Genomic DNA, 21,940 nt, shown 5'->3' on the forward strand with positions numbered 1-21,940 from the left:
GGTCCGCAGTTCTATTTGCGGACATAGAGGGACGCCAGAGCAGAGGAGCTTCAGCCATGAGCAGCGGCATCGGCGGATCGACGGCGGAAGCCGAACTGGCGACGCTCGGCCCCTGGCCCAACCCCGCGCCCGTGATCACCGCCGGCGAGCGCGCCCAGCGCCTCGCCCGCGCCCAGGCCCTGATGGACGAGATCGGCGTCGAGGCGCTGATCGTCGGCGCAGGCCCGTCGCTGCGCTATTTCGCCGGTGTCGGCTGGAACCCCACCGAGCGGCTGGTGGCGATGATCCTGCCGCGCGAGGGCGGACCTGTCATGGTCTGCCCCCGCTTCGAGCTGGGCTCGCTGGAGGCCTCCCTCGGGATCGAAGCTCCGATCGTGCTCTGGGAAGAGCACGAGAGCCCCTACGCGCTGGCCGCCCGCGTCCTCGCCGACCTGGGCGCGAAGACCCTCGCTATCGACCCGGCCCTGCCCTTCTTCGCCTTCGACGGCCTGCGCCTGGCCGTGCCCCACGTCCACACCTTCAACGGCGCGCCCATCATCGACGGCTGCCGGATGATCAAGTCGCCGGCCGAGCTAGCCTTGATGAGCCAGGCCAAGGCCATGACGCTCGAGGTTCACCGCCGCGCCGCGCGCATCCTGAAGGCCGGGATCACCACCACCGCGGTCCGCCGCTTCATCGACCAGGCGCACCGCGCGCTCGGCGCCGACGACGGCTCGTCCTTCTGCGCGGTGCAGTTCGGCCACGCCTCGGCCTATCCCCACGGCCTGCCCGGCGAGCAGAAACTGGCCGACGGCGACCTCGTGCTGATCGACACCGGCTGCAGGGTCCAGGGCTACAACTCCGACATCACCCGCACCTATGTCTTCGGAACCCCCAACGCCGAGCACCGCCGCGTCTGGGAGGTGGAGAAGAGGGCGCAGGCCGCCGCCTTCGCCGCGGTGAAGCCGGGCGTCGCTTGCGAGGAGATCGACGCCGTCGCGCGGCGCGTGCTGGAAGCCGCCGGCTTCGGTCCCGACTACGCCCTGCCGGGCCTGCCGCACCGCACCGGCCATGGCATCGGGCTTTCAATCCACGAGGCGCCCTATCTGGTGCGCGGCGACAAGACCCTGCTCGCGCCCGGCATGTGCTTCTCGAACGAGCCGATGATCGTGATCCCGGAGACCTTCGGGGTCCGCCTGGAGGACCACTTTTATGTGACGGCCGACGGCGCGGCCTGGTTTACGGAACCCCAGCTCAACCTGGAGGAACCCTTCCCGGCGCGGAACTGAGCTGCGAAGGCCGTCCGCTCGCCCGACAGGCGAACCTGATTGTATTCCGGCCCGAGAGGGCGGACCTTTACCATAAGTCTTCACCCCGCCGTCGCGGGGCTTGCCCGTTGGGAAGTCAGATGCTGAGCCAAGAGCGCCGTTCGCAGATCGCCGGCCTGGGAGCAGCATCGTTGTTGGCCGCCGCGCTTTTCGGCGCGACGTCCGCGCAAGCGGCGGTCTTCCCGTCAATCCCCGACCTTTCGCCGTACGGGATCGTCTCGGTCGGGGCTCACGCCTCACTCATGATCAACAGCGGGCCTATCGCCGGCAAGGTCCTGGTTGGCGACGGCTCCTCGGTTTCAACCTCGGGCGGCGGCAACGGAAGCATCACCGGCGGCGCCTTCGCCGACACCTCAGCCCTGCTCACCAGCTTCAATGGGCTGCAGACGATACCGAGCAAGACATTGGTATCGTCGACCGTGACCGCGGACGCCTTCACCGAGGCGCAGGGTCTGCAGACCTACTTGGACGGGCTGTCCACCACCCAGACGTTCGGCTCGCTCAGCAACACCACCACGATCACCGACACCGGCGCGGTCTCGGGGCTGAACGTGATCACCTTCTCGTCGCTCCAGAATGCTCCTCTGACGATTTCGGGGAACGCGAACGACATCTTCGTCCTGCGCACCGCGGGCAATGTGAACACCAATCAAGTGATGAGCCTGACCGGCGGCGTCACCGCCAATCACATCTTCTGGGACCTGGACGGTTCGTCCGGGAACGTTCTGCAGACCTCCGGCGGGGATCAGCTTTCCGGGATGTTCATCGACACGAAGGGCGGCGATTTCCAGTTCTCGGAGCTCTCGCTCACCGGCCAGCTGATCAATACCGGCGGTCACATCCAGTTCGTCTCAGGCTCCGACATGACCACGAGCACCTTCACCGTGCCCGAGCCGGCGACCTGGGCCATGATGCTCATGGGCTTCGGCGGTCTGGGCGCGGTGCTGCGGTCGCGCCGCCGGCGGGCGGCCGTAACGGCCTGAACCCAGATCCTCCCCCGGCGCGAAGCGCGATTAAGGGAGAGGTGGATCGGCGCGCAGCGGCGAGACGGAGGGGGTTCCAGCCGCCGAGTCCACGGCAGACGAAATCCCAAGCGCCGGGGATGAAACCCCCTCAGTCAGCGGAGTTTATCCTCGGGTCGGCCTTCGGCCGAGCCCGGGGGCTGACAGCTCCCCTGTGGGGAGCATCTAGAAGGCCCTAAGCGGCGGCCCAGGCGCGGGGATCGAGCGCGTCGGGATCGTCCAGCGCCATCTCGTCCCAGTCGAGCTCCGGCGGCGGGCTCATGGCGGCGGCGACCACGGCGGACATCTCGGCGGCCGAGGCGACCCCCACCAGAACGCAGGAGGCTTCCGGCCGCGACAGGGCGAACCCCAGGGCGGCCTGTAGCGGATCGGAGCGACCCTCGGCGATCAGGCGGCGCGCGCGGCTGATCCGCCCGGCGGCGGCCTTCAGGTGATGCGGCGCCCGATCGGGCGGCAGGAACAGCAGGCCGTTCAGGAAGATCGAGCGCAGATGGATCTCGACGCCCATGCCGGCCAGCTCGGCGAGCGTGCCGTCGATCAGCATCCGCTGGTCGAGCAGCGAGGCCGGCGCCTGCACGAGGTCGGGCTTGAACCGCCTGGCCAGGCCCACCGGATCGTCGGAGGCATAGACCGAGACGCCGATCTGGCGGCAAAGACCCTCGTCGCGGAGCTTGCGCAGGCGGTCCCAGAGCTCGGGGCCGTGAGCGCTGAAGAGGTCGGTGGCCGAGGGCGCCAGGATCGCGTCGACCGAGGAGACGCCCAGGCGCGCCAGCTGGCCGCGGATCTCGGCTTCCACCAGATCGGCGCCGCGATCGGGACGCACAGTGGTGACGGTCAGCTTGAAGGGTTGCGGCTTGGGCAGCACCTGACCCAGCGTGATCTCGGCGGAATTCGGATGACGGCCGACCTCCAGCACGCCCAGGCCCGAGCGCGCCGCGATCGCCAGGATTTCACGCGCCTCGGCGTCACGCGGCCGCCCACGGGCGCCCGCTTGCTGGTCAAGGCCGAACTGGCCCGAACCAAGGCCTAGCTTGCTGATCGGGGAGAACATACTTGGCGACTCAGGCGCTTCCAATGAGCCGGCATGTTGGGCCTATGATGCCTAAGAAGCCGTATCCAGGACCTTTCCAGGGAGTAAATATTGTCCGAGCGTGAACCCCTCCCCGAGTGGCCCCTGTTCGGCATGACCGACGATGTTCGGCCAACGCTGGCGCGGGTGCGCGAGGCGTCTCTCGCCTGCACGCTGGCGACCCTGACGGCGGTGGAGGGCGGCGGCCCACGGCCCGTCGGGACCCAGATGGTCTTCGCGCCCAATCCTGGAAAGGGGGGCTTCGTCGCCGGCTATTTTTCCGGCGGCTGCGTGGAAAGCGATGTGGCTGACCACGCCTACGCCTGTCTGGCCGATGGCGCGCCGCGCACCCTCGTCTACGGCGAGGGCAGCCCCTGGCCAGACATCCAGCTGCTTTGCGGAGCCCGGATCGAGATCTTCCTGGAGCGGGTGGCGCCCGACGACCGGGCGCTGGAGGAGCTGCTGGCCGCCTATCGGGATCGCCGGCCGGTGGTCTGGGTCAGCGACGGCGTCGCGCGCGAATGCGCCGAGGACCTCTCGCCCTGGCCGGAGGCGCAGGTGGTGCGACGGTATGAGCCGACGCCCCGGCTGATCGTGGTCGGCGGCGATCCGACAGCGCTGGCCATCGCCCAGCTGGGCGCTCAGTCGGAGCTCGAAACCACGCTGGTCCGCCCCAAAGGGCCGCCGCAGGGCCCGCCGATCCCGGGCCTCGGCTACAGCCGCGCCGAGCCCGCCGAGGCCTTCGCCGCCATCGGCGTCGATCCGTGGACCTCCATCGCCATCGCCACCCACGACCTGGAGACCGACCGCGCCGCCCTGCGCGCGGCCCTGCCGTCGGCGGCGGCCTATGTGGGCCTGCTGGGCGCGCGTCGGCGGATCGCCGATCGGCTGGCCCCTCTGCGGGCCGAGGGCGCGCCGGAGAGCGCCTTCGCCAAGCTGCGCGCCCCCATCGGCCTCGATATCGGCGGCAAGGCGCCCTGGGAGGTGGCCGTCTCGGTGATCGGCGAGATCATGGCGCTGCGCTATGCGCGCGGGAGCGGCAGCACCTCGACCACGCTGCCGGCGTCGGCGGCCTGAGCGCCGGCCAACCGCCGCAAGAGGGCGTCCGACGCGGCGAAGACGCTGACCAGGGACGAGTCCTGGTCACGATAGGGCCGCACGATCACGCCGCCATCTTCATAGGTGAGCTTGGCCCGCATCCAGTGCTCGCGCGGGCCATTGGCCGGCAAGGCCTGCGCCAGGCGCGCGGTGATCGTCACCGGCTCGGTCGGAGCGCCTTGGTAGGCGCTGACGATCGGCTTCAGGAACATCTCGGCGCAGACGAAGGCCGAGGCCGGGTTCCCCGGCAGGCCCAGCAGCCGCCGCCCGTCGCCCAGCACCCCGAAGAAGGTCGGCTTGCCTGGCCGCACACTGACGCTCGCCACGCGAAGCGAGAGCCCCAACGCCTCGCCCGCCGCGCGCACCAGGTCGTGGTCGCCGACTGAAGCGCCCCCGACCGTCACGATCAGGTCCGCCTCGGCGTCGCGCAGGGCTGCGATCACCGCGTCGAGGTCATCGCGCACGGGCTTGGCGCGGACCACGCTCGCGCCCCAACCCTCGACCATCGCCGCCAGCGCCGGGGCGCCGGAATCGTAGATCTGGAACGGTCCGGGCGTCGCCGGCGCCTCGACGATCTCCTCGCCGGTGGAGAGCAGGGCCACGCGGGGCCGCGCGTAGACCAAAACCTCCGCCCGTCCCGCCGACGCCGCCAGCGACAGCCGCCAGGGATCGATCCGCGAGCCCCGTGTCAGCAGCGCGGACCCGGCCTTGAAGTCCCCGCCTGCCGGGCGGACGAAATGCTCGGCCGCGACCGCCGGGACCCGCACAGTCTCCCCGTCCCGCTCGGCGTCTTCCTGGATGACGATGGCGTCGCAGCCCACCGGCATGGCCGCCCCGGTGAAGATCCGCACCGCCTCGCCCGCGCCCACCGAGGCCTCGAAGCCATGCCCCGCCGCGCTCTCGCCGACGATCTTCAACACGCCCGGGGTGTCGGCGCCGCGCACGGCCCAGCCATCCATGGCCGAGGCCGCGAACGGGGGCTGGTCACGCACCGCGGCGACGTCTTCGGCGAGCACCCGGCCGATCGACTGCGCCAGCAGCACGGTCTCGGCGCCCAGCGGTGCGATCTCCGCCAGCATCCGCGCGCGGGCGTCGTCGACCGCCAGCAGCTTCACGCCGCAAAGTCCCCGCTCTTGCCGCCGGTCTTGGAGACCAGGCGCACCGCCTCAATGACCATGTCCTTCTGGGCGGCCTTCAGCATGTCGTAGAGCGTCAGGCAGGCGACTGAGACCGCCGTCAGGGCCTCCATCTCCACGCCCGTCGGGCCAGTGGTCTTGACCCGCGCCGTCACCGCCAGGCCGCCGTCCGCGGGCTCCACTCGGACCTCGACTTTCGACAAAGCCAGCGGGTGACACATCGGGATCAGGTCGGAGGTCTTCTTGGCGGCCATGACGCCCGCGATCTCGGCTACCGCGCGCACGTCGCCCTTGGCGGCCTCGCCGGACACGGCCAGCGCAAGCGTTGCCGCGCTCATCCGCACGAAGCCCTGCGCCACCGCCTCTCGCGCCGTCGACGATTTGTCCGACACGTCGACCATCCGCGCGCGGCCGTCCTCGCCGATGTGGCTGAGCTGGCTCATCCTACTGCGCTCCCTTGGGGAGCTTTGAAGCCTTGGCGAAGGAGGGTCACGTTTCCAGCAGCCGGGGCATGAGTTCGACCATGTTGCAGGGGCCGTGACGGCTGTCGAGCTGAGGGGCGATCACCTTGTCCCAGCCGTCCTTCACCGCCCCGTTGGAGCCAGGCAGGCAGAAGACGAAGACGCCCTTCACGATCCCCGCCGTGGCGCGGCTCTGCAGGGTCGAGAGCCCCACCGACTGGTAACTCACCATGTGGAAGACCACCGAAAAGCCGTCGAGCTTCTTGTCGAACATCGGCTCGATCGCCTCGGGCGTCACGTCGCGGCCGGTGATGCCGGTGCCGCCGGTGGCGACGATGGCCTCGACGAAGCCGGAGGCGACCCAGCCCTCGATCTTCTCGCGGATCTCCACGATCGAATCCCTGCAGATCGCCTTGTCGACCAGCTCGTGGCCCGCCGTCTTCACCCGCTCGGCCAGGACGTGGCCGGAAGTGTCGCTCTCCTCGTCGCGGGTGTCGGAGATGGTCAGGATAGCGATGCGGACGGGCTTCAGCGCCTGCTTCTCGTCGATGCGGCCGCCGGGGGTGAGGGCGTTCATGTGGAGGTCTCCTTGTCCCACCGCTTGAGATCGGCGTGGTCCTGGTCCCGGGGCTCGACCCAGCGGGTGCCGTCGGGGCCATGCTCCTTCTTCCAGAAAGGCGCCTTGGACTTCAAGTAGTCCATCAGGAAGTCGCAGGCTTCGAAGGCGGCGCGGCGGTGGCGCGCGGCGGTGGCCACGAACACCACCGGCTCGCCGGGCGCGATCTTTCCGACCCGGTGCAGGATGGCGAAATCGTCGAGGCCGAATCGGGTCTTGGCGCCATCGGCGATCTTGCCGATCTCAGCCTCCGTGAAGCCGGGGTAGGCCTCCAATTCCAGGGCCACGGTGGCGCCGGCTTCGGCGCGGGCGATGCCGGTGAAGGTCGCGACGGCGCCGACCTCAGAGCGGCCCCTGCAGAATTCGGTGAGCAGGGCGCCCGGATCGAAGGGATCGAAGGTCAGCCGGACCTGCCCTCCGAAGCCTTGGGGAAGGAGGGTCATCCGCCGCTCATCGGAGGCAGGAAGGCCACCTCTGTGGCGGCGTTCAAGGCTGCGTCGCCGCGCACGATCACCTGGTCCAGGGCCACCTGCACGCCGGGGCCGGCGAGCGCCTCGCCCAAGCCGGCGTCCTCGTCCGCCAGCCTCGCCTTCAGCGCCGAGAGGAACGGGCTTTCCACCTGCCGCTCGCGCCAGCCGGCCAGGTCGCTCAGGCGCCCGAACAGCAGCACCCGCGCCACGGCTCAGCCTCCGGTCGTCGACATGTGGCGCGCGACCGCCGGCGCGGAGGCGCGCGCGATGTGGAAGTCGTGGCCCTTGGGCTTGGCGTCGACGGCGTTGCGAATCGCCTCGATGAGGCTCGCGTCGTCGGCCCCGCTGCGGATCACCGCGCGCAGGTCTGCGGCGTCCTCCTGCCCCAGGCAGGTGTGCAGGGTGCCGGTGCAGGTCAGCCGCACGCGGTTGCAGGCCTCGCAGAAATTGTGGCTGAGCGGGGTGATGAACCCCAGCCGCCCGCCGGTCTCGGCCACTTCGACATAGCGCGCCGGCCCACCGGTCGTGACGGCCAGGTCCTTCAGCGTCCAGAAGCTTTCCAGCTCGGCCCTGAGCGCCGTCAGCGACAGGTATTGGTCGGTGCGGTCGGCTTCGACCTCGCCCATCGGCATGGTCTCGATCAGGGTCATGTCGAGCCCACGCCCGTGCGCCCAGCGGATCAGGTCGGGCAACTCGGCGGCGTTGTCGTCCTTCAGCGCCACGGCGTTGATCTTCACGCGGAGACCGGCGGCCTGGGCCGCGTCGATCCCGGCGATCACTTTGCCAAGGTCGCCGCCGCGGGTGAGCGTGCGGAAAAGGTCGGGTTTCAGGGTGTCCAGCGAGACGTTGATCCGCTTCACCCCCACCTCGGCCAGGCGCCCGGCGAACTGCGCCAGCTGGGTGCCGTTGGTGGTGAGGGTGATCTCGTCCAGAGCCCCGGACTTCAGGTGCCGCCCCAGGTTCTGGAACAGGCCCATGACGCCCTTGCGCACCAGGGGCTCGCCGCCGGTAATGCGCAGCTTCCGCGTCCCCAGGCTCACGAAGGCGCTGGCGATGCGGTCGAGCTCCTCCAGCGTCAGCACCTCGGCCTTCGGCAGGAAGACCATGTGCTCGCTCATGCAATAGACGCAGCGCAGGTCGCAGCGGTCGGTGACCGAGACGCGCAGATAGGTCACCGTGCGCCCGAAGCTGTCGGTCAATCCACGCGAGCCTTGCGGCGAAGAGGCATCGTAGGGCGTCATGCAGCGCCCAACATAGAGAGGAAGAGGCCTTGGCGACAGGGGATGCCTTCGAGGCCGTTGTTCTGGCCGCGGGATCGGGCAGCCGGTTTGGCGGCGGGAAGCTGCTGGCGGCCTGGGGCGCGGGCGTGCTGCTGGAGGGGGCGCTGGCCGCCGCCTTCGCCGCGCCGGTGCGCAGCGTCACCGTGGTGATCGGCGCGGACGCCGAAGCCGTGGCCGCCGCGGCGCGGTCCTTCGACCCGCGCGTCCTGGTCGTCCATGCGCCGGATTACGCCGAGGGCATGGGCGCATCGCTCCGCACCGGCGTCGCCAGCCTGCCTGCCGACGCGGATGGGGCCTTCGTGTTCCTGGGCGACATGCCGCGCGTGCCCACGGCCGTGCTGCGCCGGATGGCCGAGGCGGTGATCGCGGGCGCGCAGGCCGCCGCGCCGGTGTTCCAGGGCCGCCGCGGCAATCCCGTCCTGCTGGGCCGCGACCTCTTCCCCGATCTCCTGGCCCTGACCGGCGACGCCGGCGCGCGGGGCGTGCTGCAGGGCCTGGGTGAGCGGTTGGCGTTGGTGGAGAGCCCGGATGACGGGGTGCTGTTCGACGTGGATGTGCGCGGCGATCTCAATCGCTAGTTCTCTAAAGCCGTCATCCTCCGGTCAGCCGCAGGCTGATCCGGGGGACCCAAGCTGAGCTGCATGATGAGGCAAGGCCGCTTGGGTCCCCCGGTTCGCGTCTTCGCGCGACCGGAGGATGATGAGCGGCGGGATTGAGTCAGGCCGGCGCGTGCGCCCCCAGCGCCAGGTCGTCCGCGTGCACCAACGGGCCTGACGTGTAGCCCAGCGTCGCCTCGATGGCCTCGCTCTTCAGGCCGCAGATCTTCGCCGCGTCGTCGGCCTCGTAGCGGACCAGGCCGCGGGCGATCTCGTGGCCGGCTTCGTCGCGTATCACCACCGCGTCGCCCTTGTCGAAGCGACCCTCCGTGCGGCGCACGCCGGCGGCCAGCAGGCTCTTGCCGCGGCGCACAGCCTGGGCGGCGCCCTCATCGACCACCAGGGCGCCCGCTGGCGCCAACGAACCGGCGATCCAGGCCTTGTACGCCGCCGCCGGCGTCGTGGAGGGCTCGATCACCGTGGCGCGTTCGCCATCCTCCACCGCCTGCAGCGGCGAGGGGCGGCTGCCCAGGGTGATGACGGTGGCGCAGCCCGCGGCGCTGGCGATCCGGGCGGCGGCGAGCTTGGTGGTCATGCCGCCGGTGCCGACGCCCGCGCTCGCATTGGCGCCGCCGGCCATGGCCTCGATCTGCGGGGTCAGGCGGGTCACGCGCGGCAGGTGCTCGGCGGCCGGGTTGCGGCGAGGGTCGGCGGTGTAGAGGCCGTCGACGTCCGACAACAGGACCAGCAGGTCCGCTCCGATCATCTGAGCGACGCGAGCGGCCAATCTGTCATTGTCGCCATACCTAATTTCTTCGGTGACCACCGTGTCGTTCTCGTTGACGACGGGCACGACGCCCAGGGCCAGCAGGGTCTCGACGGTGGCGCGCGCGTTCAGCCAGCGGCGGCGAACCTCGGTGTCGTCGCGGGTGAGCAGGATCTGGGCGGCGGAGATGCCGTGTGGCTCCAGGGCCTCTTCCCAGGCGCGCATCAGGCCGGACTGGCCGGCGGCGGCGGCGGCCTGCTTCTCCGGCAGGGTCAGGGCGCGGCGCGTCAGCTTCAGCCGTCGGCGCCCGAGCGCCACAGCGCCGGACGACACCACCAGCACCTGCTGGCCCCGCGCGCGCTGGCGGGCCACATCGGCGGCGAAGGCGGCCAGCCAATGGGCGTTGGCGCCGTCGGCCCCGACCAGCAGAGCCGAGCCGACCTTGACGACGATCCGTTTGGCAGAAGCCAGGCCGCTCACGGCGCCCAGTCCGCGGGCGCCTCGCCGCCGTCGGCGATGGCCTGTTCGGCCGCCTCGCCCTTGCGCTGGCGCACCAGGGCATAGGCCTCGCGCAGCAGCTCCGTCACGCCCTCGCCGGAGACGCCGGAGACCTGGCGCACCTTGGCGCCGGAGGCCTTCGCCAACGCCTTGGCCTTGGCCTTGCGGGTCTCCTTGTCCAGCGCATCGACCTTCGAGAGCACCAGGAACTCGGTCTTGTCGGCCAGTTCCTCGCCGTAGCTTTCCAGCTCGTGGCGCACGGTGCGCCAAGCCTCGACCACGTCGTCCTGCGTCCCGTCCACCAGGTGGATCAGGGTGGCCGTGCGTTCCACGTGGCCCAGGAACCGCACGCCTAGGCCCGCACCCTCGGACGCGCCTTCGATCAGGCCCGGGATGTCGGCCAGGATGAAGCGCTCGCCCAGCGACAGGTCGACCATGCCGAGATTGGGGGCCAGCGTCGTGAACGGATAGTCGGCGATCTTCGGCTTGGCGGCGGACGCCGCCGCCAGGAAGGTCGACTTGCCGGCGTTCGGCAGGCCGACCAGCCCCACGTCGGCGATCAGCTTCAGGCGCAGCCAGATCCACTGCTCCTCGCCCTCCTGGCCGGGGTTGGCGTGCATCGGCGCCTGGTTCACCGGGCCCTTGAAATAGGTGTTGCCGAAGCCGCCGTTGCCGCCCTTCAAGAGGCGCACCCGCTTGCCGGCCACGTCCATGTCCAGCAGCAGGGTCTCCTTGTCCTCGGCGAACACCTGCGTGCCCACGGGAACCTTGAGGGTGGAATCGGCGCCGTTGTGGCCATGGCGGTTGCGGCCCATGCCGTGGACGCCGGTCTCGGCCTTGAAGTGCTGGTGGTAGCGGAAGTCGATCAGAGTGTTCAGGCCATCGACCGCCTCGATCCAGACGTCGCCGCCCTTGCCGCCGTCGCCGCCGTCCGGGCCGCCGTACTCGATGTACTTCTCCCGCCGGAACGACACGGCCCCGCCGCCGCCGTTGCCGGACTTGATGAAGATCTTGCACTCGTCGAGGAATTTCATCGGAGAATTCAGGAGCCTTGTTGGAGAGGGCAGATAGCACACCCACCCTCGTCATCCCACGGTCGCCCGAGGGTCCTTCTTTTCAATCGTCATCCTCCGGTCGCCCGAAGAGGCGATCCGGGGGACCCAAGCTGAGCAGGCCATTTCGCAAGTCCGCTTGGGTCCCCCGGATCAGCTTTCAGCTGACCGGAGGGATGACGACGAGTTTGGGACGACATGGAAGCTACGCCAGCCACACCATCATCCGCGTCGGCACGGCGCGGCCGTTGCGGGCCGTGCAGGGGCGCTGCTCGACGTCGCCGGTGTAGAGGAAGCCGGCTTTGCAGAGCACCTGGCCGGACGCCGGGTTGTCGGCGAAGTGGCCGGCCACGACGATGGACTTCCTCCAGTCCCGCTTCACCCACCGCAAAGCCCCGCGCACCGCTTCGGTGGCGTAGCCGCGGTTCCAGAACGGCCGGCCGAGCGCATAGCCGATCTCGGCCCGCAGGCCTCGCTTGTGATCGAAGCCCAGCAGGCCAACCACGCCGAAGCTGCGGTGCTCGATCACGAACATGGCCTCGTTCTGCCAGTCGCAGGCCTGGGCGTGGCGCACCCACGCCTCGGCGTCCTCCAGGCCATAGGGATGCGGCATGGAGGTGGTCATGCCGGCCACGTTGAGGTCGTTGGCGAGGCTGGCGATCGCCGGAGCGTCGGTCACCACCGGCCCACGAAGGATCAGCCGTTCCGTCGAGACGACGGGGGTCACGTCAACTGCACACATTTTCCTACCTCCCGGCCCTCTAGTGGGGCCCAAAACGAAAGCGGGGAGCCCGGTTGCTGACCGGACTCCCCGCTTGGGTTCGTCTGTCCGGTTCAGCCCGCAGGCGAACCGGAGAAAGGCGGTTGCCTACTACTTGGTGTTGGTGTTCTCGGCCATGACCACGTTCACGTAGGTGCGGTCGTCACGCTTGGTGATGAACTTCACAGCGCCGGTGGCCGTGGCGAAGAGGGTATGGTCGCGACCAAGACCCACGTTGTCGCCCGGCCAGAACTTGGTGCCGCGTTGACGCACGAGGATGTTGCCGGCGAGCACGTTCTCGCCGCCGAACTTCTTCACGCCCAGACGCTGGCCGGCGGAATCGCGCCCGTTGCGCGAGGAGCCGCCTGATTTCTTGTGAGCCATGGTGGCCTCCTAAACCTGAGCCGGCCTTACTTGGCCGACTTGTCCTTTTTCGGAGCCGCAGCAGCCTTCTTCGGCGCAGCAGCCTTCTTTTCAGCGGCCGGAGCCGCGGTCTTGGCTTCGGCCTTCGCCTTAGGCGCAGCGGCCTTCTTGGCCGGCGCGGCCTTGGCCTCGGTCGCCGAAGCGGCTTCAGCCTCAACCTTCGCCTCAACCTTAGCCTTGGGGGCGGCCTTCGCGGGCTTGGCCGCGGCGGTCTTGGCCTTGGGCGTCTGGACCTTCTTGGCGGCAGCGGCTTCGCGCTGGGCCTCGGGGCTCACGAAGATCAGGCCGCGGGCGCGCGCGTTCAGCTCGCCCTTGGTGGTCATGTCGACCGTGCCGTCCCACTTGGTTTCCTTGCCGTCGGCGCCGGTGACGCCCACGACCCGCAGCACGGTTTCGTGCTGGCGGTGGCCCTTGGTGCGGCGGTAGCCCTGGCGGCGGATCTTCTTGAAGATCTTCACCTTCTCGCCCTGGCGGGTCTCGATCAGCGTCGCGGACACCGAAGCGCCGGCCACCGTCGGGGCGCCGACCACGACGGCCTCGCCCTCACCCACCATCAGCACGTCGCCGAAGGCCACATTGGCGCCGGGCTCACCAGCCAGCTTCTCGACGACCATCAGGTCGCCGGGAGAAACCCGGTACTGCTTGCCGCCGGTCTTGATCACCGCGTACATCGTTCGCGCCTTCAACTTCACTATATGTGCAAAACGGAATGCGCCCGCGAGGGACCCGCGAGCGAAGAGCGGCGGACTTATACGGATCGAGCGCGCGGTGTCAACGAATGGGTGTGGATTCTGCCCCTCGTGAATGAGGGGACCGCAGAAGCCTGGCGAATGTTGTTTAGGCTTCGCCTTGATCCTACGTCTCGCGGGTGGATAGCGACACCCAACTCCGCATCGCACGGCCTAGCGACGACCTGGACGCGCTGCTTCCCTTCTATCGGGACGGGCTCGGGCTGAATCTGCTCCTTCGGTTCGAAAACCATGAGGGCTTCGACGGCATAGTGCTCGGCCGCAAGGGTTGGCCGTACCACTTCGAATTCACCCATGCCAAAGGCCACCGAGTTGGGAGAGCCCCCACTCAACACAACCTCGTCGTCCTCTACATGCCGGGCGACGAGCGATGGCGTCAGGCCGTCGAGCAGATGCGCCACGCCGGCTTCCCTGAGGTTCCCTCATTCAATCCTTACTGGGATCGTCAGGGGCGGACATTCGAAGACCCCGACGGATACCGCGTCGTGCTCCAACTGGGGGCATGGACGTTCTGAACTTTGCCTAAGGAATTCCGATCTCCGGCCCTGGCAAAACTCGGGCGCCCCTTTCTCTCCTTGAATTCGATGACCAGCATTCTGCCTTGGGATTTATGGGCGGCCAGCCCTCCTAAAGAGGGCCGGTCGGCAGGGGTGAGGCATGCGGCGACCGGATCGCACACCACCGGAGCGGACCGAACACGTCCACCACCACATCGAGGATCCCGGCGCCCAGGCCGTGAGAACCGCGAACCGGCTGGGGCTGATCGGGCTCCTGCTGCTGGCGGTCTTCGCCTACGTCCTTTGGAGCCATCCCAACTATGTGCCGGCCTGCGCCGGGTCATAGGGCGCGCTGCCCGGCGGTGCGGACACAAGCGCCGGCGCCTGTCTCGGCGCTCGGCAGCGGTCCTATGAGGTGAGCCAAGTGCAGCCCCAGCGCCCTCGCAATGAGCACTGCAAAGTCCTCTCCCCCTTGCGGGGAGAGGGTTGGGTGTGGGGGTGTCAACGCCGCGCTTGGGGGGCGAGAACACTCGCCTCACAGCTTGCACCCCCACCCCTGACCCCTCCCCGCAAGGGGGAGGGGAAGCCGAACTCCAACGCCGTTGCGTGTCGATTCAACTCAGGGCGGTGGAGGTTTTGGGGGCGTGGCCTCATTGCCCGACTCCCCCGCGTCCGTGAACCGCTTCACATAGACGTGCTGCACCCGCCGCCCGGACGCGGTGGGGTCGACGGGCTTGTGGCGGCCGTATTTCTTGGGGCTGAGCTTGCCGGCCCACCAGCGGAGCTGGGTGAGCTGCGTAGCGGCGGCGCGAGCGGTCTGGGGCGTGATCGACCGGGCAATCTCCCAGCCCTGTTCGCCCAGGCGGTCGGCCTGGAGCTCGCGGGCGACGGCCAGGGCGTGGTCGAAGGCGGGTTGGGTCCTGCGCCATTCGTAGGCGGTCATGAGGCTGGGCATGGCCGGGTCGAGGCAGATGCCGCGCGGGCTCTCGCCCTCGATCAGGCGCACGCAGATGGTTTCTGCCACGGCCTCGTCATAGCTCGTCATGCGTCGGCCGCGGGCGCGGTTCACTGCCTCGCGCACCCGCGCGTCGAAGGCCGGGTCGGCGTGGCGCCAGCGGCGCAGGTCGCCGCGGGTGGGCAGGCTCGGGTCGCGCCAGAGGTCGCGCAGCATGGCGCCCTCGGCGATACGGTCGAGGACCCGCTGGGCGAGACCTTCGTCGTAAGGGAGGGTGCGGAAGCGGCTGGCCATCGCCGGAAGTCTATCTCGGAAGGCCGCGAATTCCGGAACAAAAAGTGAATTTACGACCCGGCGGGCACTATCGCCGCCCGCACCCCTAGACCATGTCGCTCATTTCGCGCGGAATCTCGCGGGACATCGCTAGGTCGTGGCGCCGGGCGATGCTGATCTCATCGTCGGTGAGGGTTCCGAAGAAGTACCCCACGTCCACCTCCAGCACCTGCGACAGCTTCCACAGCATCACCGCCGACATGCGGCAGACGGCGGCCTCGTACTTGTGGATCTGCTGGAAGGTGACCCCACAGGCTTGGCCTAGATTCTGCTGCGAATAGCCCAACAACCTGCGCCGCGCCCGCAGACGCCGGCCGACCATTATATCCACGCTGCTGTTCATCTCACTCACCGCCACCAGACCCAAAGAACAGGGTCAGTGAACCGCGTCGGCCGAGCGGCGGATTGTAAGTATGCGACACCCGCTAAAATTGTAGCGTTCGCTACGACGCGGCGCCTTCCGGCGGTTGCAGCACCTGGACGGGAGAGCCCAGGAGGGCCTTCCGGCGCCTCCAGGCCTCCGCCATGAACGGCTGCTCGCGGGCCAGGTAGGCGCCGGGCGACAGGCCCATGTAGTATTTGAATTCGTGGATGAAATGGGCCTGGTCGGTGAACTGGGCGTCGAGGAACTGGGTCCAGGTCCCCGCCGAGGCGTCGCGCATGGCCGCCAGCGTGCGCAGCAGACGCTGGCGGCGCAGCAGCCGCTTTGGCGACATGCCGAAATAGCGGTTCGAGAACCGTTCAAGCTGACGTGATGACAGGCCGACAACCTCCGCCCAATCGGCCACGGTCTGCACCTGCGGGTCCTGCAGCGCGGCGTGGGCGGCGGCCACAGTCGCGGCCTCCGGCCGCTCGGTCAGGATCGAGAGCAGCACATCGTCGAGCACGGCGTAGATCGCCTCGTCGCCGTCCGCCAGCCGCAGGCGCCGGTAGAGCTCGTCGGCGACGGGGCCGATGGCCTCGCTGAGCGGGCACAGACGATTGGTGAAGACCTCGGCCGGGCAGGTGGTCAGTTGCGGCCAGCCCGCCGGCATCAGGCCCACGCCGACCATCACGCCCTGCGACCCGCCGGCCCACAACGCCTTCTCCAGCGCCCCGCTCATGCCGATGGTCGGCACCGGCTGGCGAGGATCGCCCGGAAAATGCGCCTCCCATTCGCCCGAGAGGATCAGGCGGAAATTCGGCCACTCGGGGAAGATCTGGTCCCAGACTGTCCCCGGCCCGGTCACCTTGACGAGATAATAGGTGGTGACGGCGCCACGCAGAGCCTGGGCCGGCAGATGGTAGGTCACCGACGCGGTGGCGCCTTCGGAGCCGACGTGGTCCTGGTCAGGTTTCGTGGCCATGCATCATCATGCGCGCAAAACTTCGCGGTTTTCTACCGTGCAGCGAACTTGGTTTGCCGAATCCAACCTGGGCGGGTGTTCGCGGCGACTCTGACGCCGTGCGCGGCGCCGGGGTGAAACTGAGGACAGCGTCGTCGCCGACGACGATCACCGTGGGGCGCGCCGCGACCGGGCCGGTCATCAGACCGTCGATCTCGCGGACGATTTCGGGGTCGAGCCCGCGGTCGGGATTGGGATCGTGCTCCTGCGGCGCCATGGACGCGTAACGGCGTTCGAAGCCGGCCGTTCCAGGCGCGCCAGCCGGGCGTCCTTAACGGTCCTTTCGGTTTTACGTGGGATGCAGGGAGCCTAGGGCCGCATGGGGGTGGCTCTATCAGGACCGGACGGCGAACGTGGCGGGCTCCAACGAACGTATCTATCGAAGCCTCAAGGGCCTTGAGAAGACGGCCTCGACCAGCCGGGTCCTGAACCTGTCGGCCCTGGCGGTGCTCAACGCCGGCAATCCCGAGCATCTGGCGTCGCCGCTGTTCAAGAGCCCGGTGCTCAACGGTTCGGTGGTGCTGAAGCATCGCCTGCGGGCCGACGAGGCGGATCTTTTCGAGGGCCTGACCCGCACCGCCACCAAGCTCATCGTGCCCTTCGACAAGTCGGACCTCGCCCTGGGCGGGCGCACGGTCTTCGTCGGCGAAAGGGGCTGGCTGCCGATCCTGCAGGAACTGCGCGGCGGCGCCGACGACATGATCCGCGACGTCGAGATCCTCGAGGCCATCGACCAGCTGCCGTCGCTCGATCCCTTCCTGCTGCGCGAGCACCTGAAACGGCGCGGCTATGAGATCAGCCCGACCCACTTCGACATCTCGCCGGGCGACGCCGACAAGATGCAGCGCTTCGTGGGCGGCGAAATCGCCCGCCTGATCGAGCTGGCCTACGGCGGCGCGGGCTCCGGCGGGGCGACGACGCGGCTGGTGGAGGCCCTGCTCTCCTCCAAGACGGACGAACGCCTGGAGCCCCTGCGCCTCACCCTGCAGCTCGAGGGCGACAGCTACCGCGAGGGCATCTTCAGCTGGAAGGGCTTCCTCTATTACAAGTGGGTCCTGAACAGCCTGTGGCCCAGGCTCAAGGAAGTGCTGATCGAGGTCATGAAGCTGCGGGTCATCGGCCCGCGCGACCGCGACCTGATGGTGCTGATCGATGAGATGAAGCTGCGCCTGCGCTCGGCCATGGAGGGTCAGGTGAAGGCGGTCATGGGCTATCTGAAGACCTATGACGCGGTGTTCCTGCAGCTCACCGAAGGCAACGCCGCGGCGTTCCGCGACTTCCTGCTGGCTTCGCCGGAGATGTTCATGGCGCTGGGCGAGGGCGCGGGCACGCTCAGCCACGTGGCAACCTTCTGGCGCTACCGCTTCCCGCTGGGCAAGCCGCTGATGGCGCCTATGGGCGAGATCCTGGAGCTGCTGCAGGACTTCGAGTCCGGCCTCGGCGCCGAGCCGCACCCGCTGAGCTACGCGGCGTAGGCGCCCGTCCCGCTTCAACTATTGCCGCCGCCACGCCCGGCAAACCGGGTGAGCGGCGCAAGCTTAAGCGTTACCGACATGTGACAAACCGGGCCCTAGCCGCGCGCCTCCACTCGGCGTAGCTTGGTCGGCGAGGGGCGGTTCTATCGGAGCTGTCATGATGCATCGCATCGGGGCTGGGATTTTCTTCTCCTTTATCGGGGCAGTTGCGGGACTGTCGGCGGCGGGGACGGCGGCTGCGGCGGGCCTGGAAACAGCCGCCTGGGCGATCACGCCTGAGGATTCGGCCTGTCACACCGATCTGGAAATGGTCTCGCGGTCCGGCGCCATCGCGCCGATCGCGCTGATTTCCGACGGCGATCACGTGGCGCTCCGCTTCGCCAAGGAGGGCGTGCCGAGCCAGGCCTTCCTGCCGATCCGCATCGACGGCAAGCCCTTCGCTAATCTGGTGCAGCGTACCGGCGAGGAGGGGCTGGCGGTGATGAACCTCTCGGACGAAACGCTGGCGGCGCTTCGCCGCGGCAAGACCCTGCAGATGGCCTGGCTGGCGGACGAGGCGGTCAGCGCCTCCCTGAGCGGCGCCGGCCAGGGGATCGCCGACCTGAGGATCTGCGGCGCCCAGGTGGCCGGCCAGCGCCGCGCCCGCGAGGCCGAGCTCGACGCCCAGCGCGCCCGCGCCCAGGTCGACGCCCGCGCCAAAGCCGTCGCCGACGAACAGCTGAAGACCGCCCGGGCCCAGACCGCCGCCGCCGAGGCTGAGCGCGCCCGGGTCACCGCCGAAGCCCAGCGGGTCCAGGCCCAGGCCGACCAACTCGCCGCCGAGGCCGACCAGACCCGCCAGCGTATGATCGCCGACCAGGAGCGGCAACGGGCGGTTCAGGCGCAGCAGGCCTACTATGGGCGCGACCCCTACGCCTATCCGCCGGCCCAGGCGCAGGCCCAGCCGGCGCCCTATGGCTACTACCCGCGCTACTACTACCCGCGCTGAGCGGCTTTAGGTCGGAGGCGGCGGCGGCACGCGGGCCGAGTGCAGGAATTCCATGCGCCAAGCCCCGCCCTGCCAGCCGAACACCGCCGACTCCAGCCAGGTCACCGGCTGCATCGCGCCGGCCTTGCCCGAGGCCCCGGTGTTGACCCAGGCGACCCAGGCCTGGTCGCAGGCCATGTGGATGTCGAAGTCGTGCAGGCCCCACTCGATCTTGACGCCCGAAGCATGGGCGCCCTTCACCAGCTCGCCGAGCGCCAGGCCCTCGTATTTCTTGCCGCCGTCGTAGGCGTAGAAGCCCGGCGCCTGGATCTTCGCCAGCGCCGCCAGGTCGTCGCGACGACCGGCGTCGAACCAGGCCCGCACGGCGGCCTCCACCGCCGGGCCGGAGCCCTTCGGCGCGCAGGCTGGCGCGGCCTGGGCGGCGCCCGAGAAAAGAACGGCCGCAAGGCCGAGGGCAGAGGCGCAACGGCGCATGGGCGTCATCCTTCGGGATAGTGGTCCGTGAAGCGGCCAAGCTTGCAGCTATAGCCGTCCGGCGGCGTCGTCAGCTTGAACCTCGCCGGATTGCTGCCCTTTGGATGCGACGCCAATGTTTTGAGCGCCCAGGCGTTGAAGGCCTGGGTGTTGGCCTGGGGCCACATATGGCCGTGATGGGCGCTGCAGGCGACGTGGACCACAGCCTTCTGCGCGCTGAAGTAGTTCGAGGCCGCCTGGGTCGTAGGCCGATAGTCCGAGCACAGCCCCAGGGGCGGGCCGCAGTCCCACAGGTCCTTCTCGCCGCCCCAGACGGTGATCACGATCATCGGATCGAGCTTCGCCTTCAGCGGATAGGGACCGACCCGGCCCTGGAAGATCTTGGCCGGATCGGTGGCGACGTAGTCCCGGACGTCGTTGAAGCTGAGCGCGCTCCCCTCGTCCGTGCTCACGTACCATTCGCCGGAGATCGGCAGGCCGCCCGCCCAGAAGTCGGAGCGGAAGGTCAGCGCCCGGTTGGTCATGGTGCCGCCCGAGGAGATGCCGCCCAGATACATACGCTTGGCGTCGACCGGAAACGACTTGGCGGCGCACTTCACAGCGGCGATCAGGAACGTGGAGTCAGGGCCTTCGTCGATCTTGAACCTATCGCCGGCCCGGCCGGCGGCGCGGCCCTCGCGCCAGGGGTTCCAGTTCCAGCCGTCGTGGCCCGGGCCGTTGCAGACCCCGGCCTTCAGGGTCGGGTCCTGGTTGGCGCAAGCCCGCACCGGGCCGATCACCAGGAAGCCCTGCCTGGCCATCAGCGAGGTCGCCCCACTGCGCGCCACAGTCAGGTTGTCCATCGTCGACTCAACGGAGCCGGTCAGGGGCACGAAGACCGGCGCAGGGCCTGTCACGCCCTCCGGCGGATAGACCAGGAAGGCGCGCCTCTCGCCCGCGTGCGGGAAGTCGGTGTTGAGACCGGCGCGGACGGTGTAGCCCTCAGGGCACTCGCCCTTAAGGGCGGCGGCAAGCGATGGGTTGGCGGCAATCAGGCCCAGGACAGCTGCGGCGAACCCGATCCAGCGTCGCATTCCGACCTCCTGCGCTGCAATTCCCTGGACAGTCAGGCGGCGTTCCTCCGAACACAACCCGCCTTGAGGGCTCCTCCCCTTGCGTCAGCGTGGCGGTACAGCGAAGGTCGCCCCGCCTCAGTCTGGAGCCTTCCTTGCGCCACATCCTTGCTCTCGCCGCCGCCTTCGCGCTGGCCGCCACCGCCGCGTCCGCGCAGCCCTCACCCACCGAGCACGCCCTGCTGCACACCCTGGCCGCAGAGGTCTCGCCGGAGCAGGAGCACGCCACCATCGCCAAGCTCGTGGCCTTCGGCACCCGCCACACGCTCTCCGACACCAAGTCCGACACCCGCGGCATCGGCGCGGCGCGGCGCTGGGTCGCCGGCCAGTTCCAGGCCATGTCCAAGGACTGCGGGGGCTGCCTCACCGTCGAGACGCCTTCGGAGATGTTCACCGGCCGCCGCGTGCCCAATCCCACTGAGGTCATGGACATCGTGGCCATCCAGAAGGGGACGACCGATCCGGGCCGGGTGATCGTCATCTCCGGCCACATCGACAGCCGGGTGACCGACGTCCAGAACTTCACCTCCGACGCGCCGGGCGCCAACGACGACGCCTCCGGCACGGCCGCGGTGATCGAGGCCGCCCGGGTGCTGTCGAAGCACAAATTCCCCGCCACCCTGGTCTTCGCGGTGCTGTCCGGTGAGGAGCAGGGGCTCTATGGCGGCCACGTCCTGGCGGACTACGCCACCAAGCAGGGCTGGCGGGTGGAGGCGGACCTCAACAACGACATCGTCGGCAATTCGGAAGGCATCAGCGGGGTGCGCGAGACCAACCGCGTGCGGGTCTTCTCCGAAGGCACCAAAAGCGTCGAGACCGCCGCGGAGGCCGACCGGCGGCGCTATAACGGCGGCGAGGTCGACTCACCCTCGCGCCAGATCGCCCGCTACATGGACGGCCTGGCCGGGGCCTATCTGGGCAACTTCAAGGTGACCATGGTCTACCGGACTGACCGCTTCGGCCGCGGCGGCGACCAGACCGAGATGATCAAGGCGGGCTTCCCCGCGGTGCGGGTCACCGAGGCCAACGAGAACTACAACCGCCAGCACCAGGACCTGCGCACCGAGAACGGGATCCGGTACGGCGACGTGATCGAGGGCGTCGACTTCGCCTACCTGGCCAATGTCACCCGCCTGAACGTGGTCACCATGGCCGCGCTCGCGTCCGCGCCCGCGCCGCCGACCCATGTGGAGATTTCCGGCGCGGTCTCGGCCGACACCACGGTGAAGTGGCGGCCGGCGGCGGACGCCGCGCGCTATCACCTGTGGTGGCGCTCCACCACCGACCCGCAATGGCGTTACAGCCGCGACGCCGCGCCCAGCGGACAGGCGGTGCTGAAGGACGTCAATATCGACGATTGGTTCTTCGGCGTCGGCGCCGTCAGCGCGGACGGCTGGGAGAGCCCGGTGGTCTTCCCG

Annotated in this window: 26 protein-coding genes and 1 pseudogene; 9 read left to right on the forward strand and 18 right to left on the reverse strand. The window is 69.2% G+C overall.

Features of this window, described 5'->3' with window-relative positions:
- Nucleotides 1-56 precede the first annotated feature (56 nt).
- Nucleotides 57-1,268 (forward strand): Xaa-Pro peptidase family protein, encoded by a 1,212-nt coding sequence (locus VHS75_RS06545; protein ID WP_329637807.1) that lies wholly within the window; start codon nucleotides 57-59, stop codon nucleotides 1,266-1,268.
- Nucleotides 1,269-1,387: 119 nt separating this feature from the next.
- Nucleotides 1,388-2,290 carry a PEPxxWA-CTERM sorting domain-containing protein gene (locus VHS75_RS06550; protein ID WP_329637808.1) on the forward strand — a complete coding sequence of 301 codons (903 nt, stop codon included), beginning with the start codon at nucleotides 1,388-1,390 and terminating at the stop codon, nucleotides 2,288-2,290.
- 214 nt (nucleotides 2,291-2,504) lie between these two features.
- Here the strand turns inward: VHS75_RS06550 and VHS75_RS06555 are convergent, their stop codons facing one another.
- Nucleotides 2,505-3,380 carry a bifunctional regulator KidO gene (locus VHS75_RS06555; RefSeq protein ID WP_329637809.1) on the reverse strand — a complete coding sequence of 292 codons (876 nt, stop codon included), beginning with the start codon at nucleotides 3,378-3,380 and terminating at the stop codon, nucleotides 2,505-2,507.
- Between the two features lie 132 nt (nucleotides 3,381-3,512).
- Between VHS75_RS06555 and VHS75_RS06560 the strand changes: the two genes are divergently transcribed.
- Nucleotides 3,513-4,475, forward strand: a complete 963-nt coding sequence (locus tag VHS75_RS06560) for an XdhC family protein (protein WP_329637810.1) — start codon at nucleotides 3,513-3,515, stop codon at nucleotides 4,473-4,475.
- Here VHS75_RS06560 and glp read toward each other — a convergent pair.
- Genes glp through moaA form a run of 6 tightly spaced genes read right to left on the reverse strand, consistent with a single transcriptional unit; the run spans nucleotide 4,421 to nucleotide 8,420 of the window.
- On the reverse strand, nucleotides 4,421-5,611 hold the full coding sequence (glp, locus tag VHS75_RS06565; RefSeq protein ID WP_329637811.1) for a gephyrin-like molybdotransferase Glp: 1,191 nt from the start codon (nucleotides 5,609-5,611) through the stop codon (nucleotides 4,421-4,423). The genes VHS75_RS06560 and glp overlap by 55 nt on opposite strands.
- The gene (moaC, locus tag VHS75_RS06570) at nucleotides 5,608-6,075 is read right to left on the reverse strand and encodes a cyclic pyranopterin monophosphate synthase MoaC (protein ID WP_329637812.1); all 468 of its coding nucleotides are present in this window, start codon (nucleotides 6,073-6,075) and stop codon (nucleotides 5,608-5,610) included. Before moaC ends, glp begins: the two co-directional genes overlap by 4 nt.
- A 46-nt stretch (nucleotides 6,076-6,121) precedes the next feature.
- Entirely contained in the window at nucleotides 6,122-6,670 is a 549-nt protein-coding gene (gene moaB / locus VHS75_RS06575) for a molybdenum cofactor biosynthesis protein B (protein ID WP_329637813.1), read from the reverse strand.
- Nucleotides 6,667-7,152 (reverse strand): molybdenum cofactor biosynthesis protein MoaE, encoded by a 486-nt coding sequence (locus tag VHS75_RS06580; RefSeq protein ID WP_329637814.1) that lies wholly within the window; start codon nucleotides 7,150-7,152, stop codon nucleotides 6,667-6,669. The genes moaB and VHS75_RS06580 overlap by 4 nt, the downstream gene beginning before the upstream one ends.
- A complete protein-coding gene (locus VHS75_RS06585; RefSeq protein ID WP_329637815.1) occupies nucleotides 7,149-7,388 on the reverse strand; it encodes a MoaD/ThiS family protein in 240 nt (79 codons plus the stop codon). Before VHS75_RS06585 ends, VHS75_RS06580 begins: the two co-directional genes overlap by 4 nt.
- Before the next feature lie 3 nt (nucleotides 7,389-7,391).
- On the reverse strand, nucleotides 7,392-8,420 hold the full coding sequence (gene moaA / locus VHS75_RS06590) for a GTP 3',8-cyclase MoaA (protein WP_329637816.1): 1,029 nt from the start codon (nucleotides 8,418-8,420) through the stop codon (nucleotides 7,392-7,394).
- 29 nt (nucleotides 8,421-8,449) lie between these two features.
- Between moaA and VHS75_RS06595 the strand changes: the two genes are divergently transcribed.
- Complete coding sequence (locus VHS75_RS06595; RefSeq protein ID WP_329637817.1) at nucleotides 8,450-9,037, forward strand: nucleotidyltransferase family protein; 588 nt, start codon at nucleotides 8,450-8,452, stop codon at nucleotides 9,035-9,037.
- 139 nt (nucleotides 9,038-9,176) lie between these two features.
- Here the strand turns inward: VHS75_RS06595 and proB are convergent, their stop codons facing one another.
- The 5 genes and pseudogenes from proB to rplU all read right to left on the reverse strand — a co-directional run.
- Complete coding sequence (gene proB, locus VHS75_RS06600) at nucleotides 9,177-10,310, reverse strand: glutamate 5-kinase (protein WP_329637833.1); 1,134 nt, start codon at nucleotides 10,308-10,310, stop codon at nucleotides 9,177-9,179.
- Entirely contained in the window at nucleotides 10,298-11,353 is a 1,056-nt protein-coding gene (gene obgE, locus VHS75_RS06605; RefSeq protein ID WP_329637818.1) for a GTPase ObgE, read from the reverse strand. Before obgE ends, proB begins: the two co-directional genes overlap by 13 nt.
- A gap of 223 nt (nucleotides 11,354-11,576) precedes the next feature.
- The gene (locus VHS75_RS06610; protein WP_329637819.1) at nucleotides 11,577-12,113 is read right to left on the reverse strand and encodes a GNAT family N-acetyltransferase; all 537 of its coding nucleotides are present in this window, start codon (nucleotides 12,111-12,113) and stop codon (nucleotides 11,577-11,579) included.
- A 129-nt stretch (nucleotides 12,114-12,242) separates the two neighbouring features.
- Complete coding sequence (gene rpmA, locus VHS75_RS06615; RefSeq protein WP_329637820.1) at nucleotides 12,243-12,515, reverse strand: 50S ribosomal protein L27; 273 nt, start codon at nucleotides 12,513-12,515, stop codon at nucleotides 12,243-12,245.
- A gap of 182 nt (nucleotides 12,516-12,697) precedes the next feature.
- Nucleotides 12,698-13,225 (reverse strand): annotated as a pseudogene (gene rplU / locus VHS75_RS06620) (50S ribosomal protein L21); the annotation flags it as partial.
- Between the two features lie 197 nt (nucleotides 13,226-13,422).
- Between rplU and VHS75_RS06625 the strand changes: the two are divergent.
- Complete coding sequence (locus VHS75_RS06625) at nucleotides 13,423-13,818, forward strand: VOC family protein (protein ID WP_329637821.1); 396 nt, start codon at nucleotides 13,423-13,425, stop codon at nucleotides 13,816-13,818.
- Nucleotides 13,819-13,960: 142 nt separating this feature from the next.
- Entirely contained in the window at nucleotides 13,961-14,146 is a 186-nt protein-coding gene (locus tag VHS75_RS06630; protein ID WP_329637822.1) for a hypothetical protein, read from the forward strand.
- Nucleotides 14,147-14,419: 273 nt separating this feature from the next.
- Here the strand turns inward: VHS75_RS06630 and VHS75_RS06635 are convergent, their stop codons facing one another.
- The 4 genes from VHS75_RS06635 to VHS75_RS06650 all read right to left on the reverse strand — a co-directional run bounded on the left by VHS75_RS06635 (nucleotide 14,420) and on the right by VHS75_RS06650 (nucleotide 16,690).
- Nucleotides 14,420-15,049, reverse strand: coding sequence for a hypothetical protein (locus VHS75_RS06635; protein ID WP_329637823.1), 630 nt, complete (start codon nucleotides 15,047-15,049; stop codon nucleotides 14,420-14,422).
- 85 nt (nucleotides 15,050-15,134) lie between these two features.
- Nucleotides 15,135-15,431, reverse strand: a complete 297-nt coding sequence (locus VHS75_RS06640; protein ID WP_329637824.1) for a helix-turn-helix transcriptional regulator — start codon at nucleotides 15,429-15,431, stop codon at nucleotides 15,135-15,137.
- Between the two features lie 100 nt (nucleotides 15,432-15,531).
- Entirely contained in the window at nucleotides 15,532-16,434 is a 903-nt protein-coding gene (locus tag VHS75_RS06645) for a helix-turn-helix domain-containing protein (RefSeq protein ID WP_329637825.1), read from the reverse strand.
- A complete protein-coding gene (locus VHS75_RS06650; protein WP_329637826.1) occupies nucleotides 16,418-16,690 on the reverse strand; it encodes a hypothetical protein in 273 nt (90 codons plus the stop codon). The genes VHS75_RS06645 and VHS75_RS06650 overlap by 17 nt, the downstream gene beginning before the upstream one ends.
- Before the next feature lie 136 nt (nucleotides 16,691-16,826).
- Here VHS75_RS06650 and VHS75_RS06655 point away from each other — a divergent pair, with 136 nt between their 5' ends.
- Together VHS75_RS06655 and VHS75_RS06660 are read left to right on the forward strand one after the other, a co-directional pair.
- On the forward strand, nucleotides 16,827-17,948 hold the full coding sequence (locus VHS75_RS06655) for a hypothetical protein (RefSeq protein WP_329637827.1): 1,122 nt from the start codon (nucleotides 16,827-16,829) through the stop codon (nucleotides 17,946-17,948).
- A gap of 157 nt (nucleotides 17,949-18,105) precedes the next feature.
- Nucleotides 18,106-18,936 carry a hypothetical protein gene (locus VHS75_RS06660; protein WP_329637828.1) on the forward strand — a complete coding sequence of 277 codons (831 nt, stop codon included), beginning with the start codon at nucleotides 18,106-18,108 and terminating at the stop codon, nucleotides 18,934-18,936.
- Nucleotides 18,937-18,942: 6 nt separating this feature from the next.
- Here VHS75_RS06660 and VHS75_RS06665 read toward each other — a convergent pair whose 3' ends face one another.
- Together VHS75_RS06665 and VHS75_RS06670 are read right to left on the reverse strand one after the other, a co-directional pair.
- Complete coding sequence (locus VHS75_RS06665; protein WP_329637829.1) at nucleotides 18,943-19,410, reverse strand: nuclear transport factor 2 family protein; 468 nt, start codon at nucleotides 19,408-19,410, stop codon at nucleotides 18,943-18,945.
- Nucleotides 19,411-19,415: 5 nt separating this feature from the next.
- Nucleotides 19,416-20,483: a prolyl oligopeptidase family serine peptidase gene (locus tag VHS75_RS06670; RefSeq protein ID WP_329637830.1), complete on the reverse strand. Its 1,068-nt coding sequence runs from the start codon at nucleotides 20,481-20,483 to the stop codon at nucleotides 19,416-19,418.
- A 134-nt stretch (nucleotides 20,484-20,617) separates the two neighbouring features.
- Between VHS75_RS06670 and VHS75_RS06675 the strand changes: the two genes are divergently transcribed.
- Nucleotides 20,618-21,940 (forward strand): M28 family peptidase (locus tag VHS75_RS06675; protein ID WP_329637831.1); only part of this gene is annotated, 1,323 nt, incomplete at its 3' end.

Origin of the sequence: Phenylobacterium sp., assembly GCF_036264965.1 — a bacterium.
Classification (GTDB): Bacteria; Pseudomonadota; Alphaproteobacteria; order Caulobacterales; family Caulobacteraceae; genus Phenylobacterium.